This is a genomic window from Bacteroidales bacterium (genome assembly GCA_017521245.1).
GTDB lineage: Bacteria > Bacteroidota > Bacteroidia > Bacteroidales > G3-4614 > Caccoplasma_A.
In genome coordinates this window covers 24749-31829 of sequence record JAFXDI010000015.1, presented here as the reverse complement: position 1 = coordinate 31829, position 7081 = coordinate 24749, and the positions used below count along the sequence as shown (strand labels likewise).

Below are 7081 nucleotides of genomic sequence, written 5' to 3'. Positions count from 1 at the left end.
TTAAATCCCAATTGTGGTTTTTAGAGTGATATAGTTTATCTCCTTCAATATAGAGAGGAGATGTTATATTATTTGTATAGAGTTGCCCTGTTCCTAATCCTTGTGGCATTGTTGGATTTTTTGCCGATACCCATTGAGCAATGGCATTTAATCCAACATTTGACTCTAATGCGGATGTTGCCCACCAACCTATTCCTCGTTCACAAGCAAGGGTTATCCATTCATTACTGCTTGCAAAGCCTCCTGCTAACGAGGGTTTTAGGATTATATATTGTGGTTTTATAGTGTCTAATAACTCTATTTTTGCCTCACTCTCAACTACTCCTATCAACTCTTCATCCAATGCTATTGGTATAGGTGAGTTTTTGCAAACGTCTGACATTGCCTGATAGTTGCCTTGTTTTATTGGTTGCTCTATGGAGTGAATATCAAATTTTGAGAGTATCTCTAATTTTGATAGTGTTTCTGTGGGAGAGAATGCTCCGTTTGCATCTAAACGTAGTTCCAATATATCTTTTGGGAAACGGTTACGAATGGATTTTATAAGGTCTATTTCAGATGCAAAATCTATCCCTCCTATTTTTAATTTCAGACACTTAAAGCCGAGTGAGAGTTTTTGCGATATTCGCTCTGCCATCTGCTCTTTGTTACCCATCCATATTAGGCCGTTGATACGGATACCCTCCTCGCCACGAGTGAATGGTGTATCGTATAGCTGAGATTTGCCTCCGCAGTTTAAATCTTGTATGGCTGTTTCGAGACCAAAGAGTATTGAACTCCATGATTTCAGTTGCGATAAATCAATGGTGTTTATGTTTTTACATACCTCTGCAAGTTTATCTTCATATTCGGGACAATCCTCTGTACTTAAACCTCGAAACAGAGATGCCTCTCCCACTCCAAAGAGTGTGGGATTATTTTCATCCCACACCTTTATGAAATAGGTATCTTTTGTATGAAGGGTGTTGCGTGATGTTATTGCAGCCTCCTTAAATATCAGACTATATTTTTTATACTCTGCCCTCATTATGGGAATTTGGGGAATTTCTTAAAGTCGGGATCGCGTTTCTCCAAGAAGGCGTTTTTACCCTCTTGTGCCTCATCCATTAGATAGAACATTAGTGTTGCATCTCCTGCTAACTCCATAAGTCCATGTTGTCCGTCAAGTTCGGCATTTAATGCTCGTTTTATCATACGTATTGCCATAGGCGAGCGTTGTAGTATTGTTTCGCACCACTCAACGGTTTCATCCTCTAAGCGGTCAAATGGTACTACCTTATTTACCAATCCCATCTCCTCTGCCTCTTTTGCTGTGTATTGACGGCATAGGAACCATATTTCACGAGCCTTTTTCTGTCCTACACATCGTGCAAGGTATGATGATCCAAATCCTCCGTCAAAACTTCCAACTTTAGGACCTGTTTGTCCAAATCGCGCATTCTCTGATGCTATTGTGAGGTCACACACTACATGCAAAACGTGACCGCCACCAATGGCATATCCGTTTACCATTGCTATTACAGGTTTGGGTAGTGAACGGATTGCTTTATGCAAATCCAATACGTTTAAACGTGGCACTCCGTCTTCACCTATATATCCTCCTCTTCCCTTTACGTTTTGGTCTCCTCCCGAGCAGAATGCTTTATCTCCTGCTCCTGTTAGTATTACAACACCTATATCGGCACGCTGGCGACAGATTGATATTGCATCTAACATCTCATCGTTGGTTTGTGGACGGAATGCGTTATATACTCGTGGGCGATTTATGGTTATCTTCGCAATTGAATTGTAGTACTCAAATTTAATATCTTCGTACTCTTTAATTGTTGTCCAAGAACGTGTTTGCATATTGTTTACTCTTTAAAATAGTTTCGTAATATTTTATCGTTTTCGGTTCGTGGCGTTACCACCTCCATTATTGCTTTATGTGGCGATGCAAAGAATTGTGGCAACTTGCTCTTCAACTCCTCTTCGGTTGTTGCCGAATAGAAATCGAATGAGTATGCCTCTGCAAGTTGTTTAACCTTTACATCGGCTACACACTCAAAGTATTTCTCTAACTCAGGTAATGCAGATGTTCCGGGTAGGAAACGGAATATTCCGCCTCCTCCGTTTTTCATTACTATAATTTTTATATTATTGGGAACGTCTGCTATTGAGAGAGCGTTGGAGTCGTATTGAAATCCCATATCTCCTGTTATTAGCAATACTGGGTTATCTGTTCCACAAGCCGCACCTATGGCTGTTGAAGTTGCTCCGTCTATTCCGCTTACCCCTCTGTTTGATGTGGATTTTAAACAACTGTAATTATCAAATAGTTGAGCATAGCGGATTGGTGTTCCGTTTGATAGTTGCAGATATGTTTCTCTTGGTATTGAAGGCAATATTATTGAGAATGCCTTCATATCGCTCCACCCTACCGATGCAACATATTTGCTCTTTTTATCGGCTGCCGATTGCGCCAACTCATGCCACATTTGGTTATAATTTGAGTTGGTTGCTGTAACCTTATCGGCTATTAAACCTAACAACTTGGCAGCCGATATATCTATCTGCCAAGTAAGTGCCGAGAATGTATCAATCTTCCACTCACACTCGCTTATATGTATATGCTCTTTGGGTTTGTGAGTTCTGATAAATGTTTTTACCATTTTTGAGACGAGTGAGCCTCCAAAGGTTATCAACAATTCGGGGGCAACATCGGCTCTATTCTCTTGTGTTAATTGTGTCAGTGTTCTGTCTATTGTGGTTATTGCTCCCTCTACGTTTATATTTGATATTGTCTCGGTAAGTAACACCACTTGTGGTAGTTTTACCAACTGCGATAGTGATTTATTGAATTCTGCATCAGGCTCAGCAAACGATGCCAACAACATAACTTTTTTATATTGTGACAGTTTTTTTATCAACTCTTGCTGTTCATTGTTGCTTATACTCTTTTGTTCTATCTTTGGTTGTGGTATTTCTATATTTAATGAAGTAATGGGTGCTAATCCTGCAAGTGGTTCTCTAAGCGGAACATTGATATGCACAGGACCTCTATCAGGAGTTAATGCTTTGTCTATTGCTAATGTTATTTGTTGTATTGTATTTATCTCATCAGCCTCGTTCCTAATTTCACAAGGCAATGTAGTTGAATACTTTATATAGTTGGCATAAACTCTGTTTTGTCTTATGGTTTGGCTATCGTTTTGATCTATTACCTCAGGCTCTCGATCGGCTGTTATAACTACAAGAGGAACGTTTCGGTAATATGCTTCAGCTATTGCAGGGGCATAATTAAGTACCGCTGTACCCGAAGTACATACCAACGCAACAGGTTTTGATATTTGTGCTGATAATCCCAATGCAACGAAAGCGGCAGAGCGTTCATCAATAACAACTCTCGATGTGAAGTTCTTATCTCGTGCAACACCTATTACTATTGGAGTGTTACGAGATCCGGGAGAGATTATAAAATCCTCTACTCCTCGTTGTTTTAATATCTCTAATAGGATTCTGACCTGTTTTTTATCCGTTGTCATTTGATAATTAGCCTTTAATGGTTTTAAGCAAGGTTTGTGCCTTATGCTCTGTTTCGTTCCACTCCGCCTCAACTTGCGATTGAGAGGTTAAGCCTCCACCTACATATAGTTGAACTCGGTTTGGAAATATCTCCATACTTCGCAAATTTACAAATAAACTGAATGTGTTGTTCTCTTTTACCCCTCCTAAATATCCGGAATAGTATCTTCTTGGGCGTTTTTCTGCCTCATAGATTACCTGTAATGCCTTTTTAAGAGGTGTTCCTGCTACCGCAGGGGTTGGATGAAGAAGATTTATTAATTGCTCTGCTCTATCTATATCAACATCCGTTGCCGATATTATATTGCACAGATGCTCAACAGGCCCAGCAGTTTTCACAAAACGTGGAGACACTTCTGGTTGCACTCCTGCTCCCGAGAATTTATCTATTATATAATCTGCTACTATCTGTTGTTCTCGCTCCTCTTTAGGGGTAAAAGATCTGTTTTCATCTGCCCGGCGAGTTGCTGCCAATGCCATTGTTGTTACACTCTCTCCGTCATACTCTAAGAGTTTTTCGGGAGTTGCTCCTATCCATGTTGCTATTTGTGGTACAGAAAATATGTATATATAGGCATTGGGATAGCATTCGCATAACGTCAAAAACCACTCTGCAGATTTTTCTCTTGCTCTAACTTCATAACCTATGGTGCGTGATAGTACCGCCTTTTGGTAACTATCTTGCTCCATATCTGCTATAAGTTGTGATGCTGATTTTTTATATTGCGTGAAGTCTATCTCGGTATTCTCGTTTGGGTAATTTACCTCCCGTTTTTGAATATCTACTGGAAAGTTGTTTAGAGAATACTCCTGTTTTATAAATAGTACAGGAGTTTGAGGAGTTTCAACAAAGGGGTATATTACAAAACCTTTTTCTCCTGTTTTACGCTCTGTTAATGTTGATAGTTGAAGGCCAAATTCTATCTCTTCATTGGGATTGCGATAGGCATAGAATGGCAAATTGTTCTCTATTGCCAATCTTATCGCCTCCTCTATTTCAACCTGCCTTGTCATGGCAATTTACTTTACCGAACCAAATAGTTCGTAGTTTGAAGATGATGTGATTTTTACGGTATAAAACTCTCCTATGTTTAGTGTTTTATCTTTTGATATCAACACTTCGGGATCTACCTCTGGAGAATCAAATTGTGTGCGACCTATATAGTAGTCTGCCTCCTCTCGGTCAATTATCACTCTTAACTCTTCTCCCTCTTTTTGTGCATTTATCTCGGCAGAGATCTCGGCCTGCAGAGCCATAAGAGTATCTAAACGTTTTTGTTTAACCTCTTCAGGAATGTCATCGGTATAGTTCTCAGCAGAGTATGTCCCCTCCTCTTCGGAATAAGTGAATGCTCCCATACGTTCAAATCTGGCATATTTCACAAACTCCATGAGTTCTGCAAAATCCTCTTCGGTTTCACCCGGGAAACCTACCATAAGTGTTGTTCGCAAGTGTATGCCGGGAACCTCTTTGCGTATGCGTTCTATAAGTTGGTAAGTTTGTTGTTTTGTTACATTACGATGCATACGAGTGAGCATATTGTCACTGATGTGCTGTAATGCTATATCAAGGTATTTACACACCTTGCTGTTTTGTGCCATTACCGGCAACAGTTCGTATGGAAAGTGCGCTGGGTAGGCATAGTGCAGGCGTATCCACTCTACCCCCTCTACTTTTGACAACTCCTCAACGAGTTTGGGAAGTTGGTATGATTTATAGATATCTAATCCGTAATATGTAAGGTCTTGGGCTATGAGTTGCAACTCTTTTACCCCCATTGCTGCGAGACCTTGAGCCTCTTCAACCAAATCTTCTATTGGGCGAGATTTATATTTTCCTGTGATAATGGGTATTGCACAATAGGCACATGTGCGGTTACACCCTTCTCCTATTTTTAGATAGGCATAGTGTGATGGCGTTGTTAATACCCTGCTATTAGCGAGTGATTGATTATACTCTCCGCCTACCTCTTTTACTATATTCTCCCAATCGAATTTACCAAAGAAACCATCCACTTCGGGTATCTCTTCAATAAGTTCTGAAGCATAGCGTTGCGACAGACACCCCATAACATAGAGGCGTTTTATCTTTCTCGCTTTTTTGGCTTGGCAGAAGTTGAGTATCATATTTATTGACTCCTCTTTTGCATCGCCAATGAAACCGCATGTATTTATAATAACTATCTCTCCTTTTACATTATCGGAATCGTGATATACTTCATAACCCAACTCCTTAAACTGTCTAATTAGTTTCTCGGAATCTACAAGGTTCTTTGAACATCCAAGTGTTATTATATCAATGCGATTTTTTTGCATATCTTTTACTCTTTTTCGCTAAACAATGAATCTACAAACTCTTTACGGTTGAATGGTTGTAAATCCTCAATGCCCTCGCCTAATCCTATATATTTTACAGGTATTTTAAATTGGTCAGATATTCCTATTACAACTCCTCCTTTTGCTGTTCCATCAAGTTTTGTTACTGCAAGTGCGTTGATTTCAGTGGCTGCCATAAATTGTTTTGCTTGCTCAAAGGCATTTTGTCCTGTTGAGCCATCCAATACAAGCAATATCTCATCAGGAGCACCGGGAACAACTTTATCCATAACTCTTCGGATTTTTGCTAACTCGTTCATCAATCCTACTTTGTTATGAAGACGCCCTGCTGTATCGATGATTACGACATCGGCATCGTTTGCTTTTGCCGAAGAGAGTGTATCAAATGCTACTGATGCAGGATCGCTGCCCATCTGTTGTTTGATTACTGGAACTCCAACTCGCTCACCCCAAATATCTAACTGCTCAACTGCAGCCGCTCGGAATGTATCGGCAGCACCAAGATATACTTTCTTTCCTGCTTTTTTGAATTGATATGCGAGTTTTCCTATGGTAGTTGTTTTTCCTACTCCGTTTACTCCTACTACCATTATAACATAGGGATGACGATCTGTTGGTGTATCAAATCCGTTACCATCGGTTGTAGAGTTTTCTGTTAAAAGAGCAACTATCTCTTCACGCAAAATAGTTTGCAACTCTGATGATGAGAGATATTTATCTCGTGCAACACGTTGCTGAATACGCTCAATTATACGTAGTGTTGTTTCGATTCCTACATCTGACGTAATTAGCACCTCTTCCAAATCATCAAGCAAATCATCATCTACTTTGCTTCTTCCTGCTACTATATGTGCAAGTTTTGAAAAGACTCCTGTCTTGGTCTTCTCTAAACCTTTGTCTAATGTCTCTTTCTCTTTTTTAGAGAAGAAATCAAAAAATCCCATACTCTAATTTATATTTATAACAAAAGGCTGTCGGGGTGTTTACAGCACTCCAACAGCCTTTACTCTTTATTGTAGATAACTTATTTTGCAAGTTTCTCGTTTACTTTCTCGTTTGGTACCATCTCCTCTTCGAAGATATATGCACCTGTTTTAGGAGACTTTACCATTTTAATTACTTTTGAGTAGGTACGTCCCTCACCTTTTTGCAATGATGCGACTGTTTTCTTTGCCATATC

At 39.7% G+C, this 7081-nt stretch carries 7 protein-coding genes; all 7 read right to left on the bottom strand.

Annotation, left to right across the window (positions count from 1 at the left end; all coding sequences use genetic code 11):
* Nucleotides 1-1027: o-succinylbenzoate synthase (locus tag IKK64_03395; protein ID MBR4119105.1), on the bottom strand; the 1027-nt coding region annotated here is incomplete at its 3' end.
* Nucleotides 1027-1848: a 1,4-dihydroxy-2-naphthoyl-CoA synthase gene (gene menB / locus IKK64_03390; GenBank protein ID MBR4119104.1), complete on the bottom strand. Its 822-nt coding sequence runs from the start codon at nucleotides 1846-1848 to the stop codon at nucleotides 1027-1029. The genes IKK64_03395 and menB, both read right to left, overlap by 1 nt.
* A gap of 5 nt (nucleotides 1849-1853) precedes the next feature.
* Nucleotides 1854-3524, bottom strand: a complete 1671-nt coding sequence (gene menD / locus IKK64_03385; GenBank protein MBR4119103.1) for a 2-succinyl-5-enolpyruvyl-6-hydroxy-3-cyclohexene-1-carboxylic-acid synthase — start codon at nucleotides 3522-3524, stop codon at nucleotides 1854-1856.
* A 7-nt stretch (nucleotides 3525-3531) separates the two neighbouring features.
* On the bottom strand, nucleotides 3532-4578 hold the full coding sequence (locus IKK64_03380) for a chorismate-binding protein (GenBank protein ID MBR4119102.1): 1047 nt from the start codon (nucleotides 4576-4578) through the stop codon (nucleotides 3532-3534).
* A 6-nt stretch (nucleotides 4579-4584) separates the two neighbouring features.
* Entirely contained in the window at nucleotides 4585-5880 is a 1296-nt protein-coding gene (gene rimO / locus IKK64_03375) for a 30S ribosomal protein S12 methylthiotransferase RimO (protein MBR4119101.1), read from the bottom strand.
* Nucleotides 5881-5885: 5 nt separating this feature from the next.
* Nucleotides 5886-6845 carry a signal recognition particle-docking protein FtsY gene (gene ftsY, locus IKK64_03370; protein ID MBR4119100.1) on the bottom strand — a complete coding sequence of 320 codons (960 nt, stop codon included), beginning with the start codon at nucleotides 6843-6845 and terminating at the stop codon, nucleotides 5886-5888.
* A gap of 80 nt (nucleotides 6846-6925) precedes the next feature.
* Nucleotides 6926-7078, bottom strand: a complete 153-nt coding sequence (locus IKK64_03365; protein MBR4119099.1) for a DUF4295 domain-containing protein — start codon at nucleotides 7076-7078, stop codon at nucleotides 6926-6928.
* Nucleotides 7079-7081: the final 3 nt, after the last annotated feature.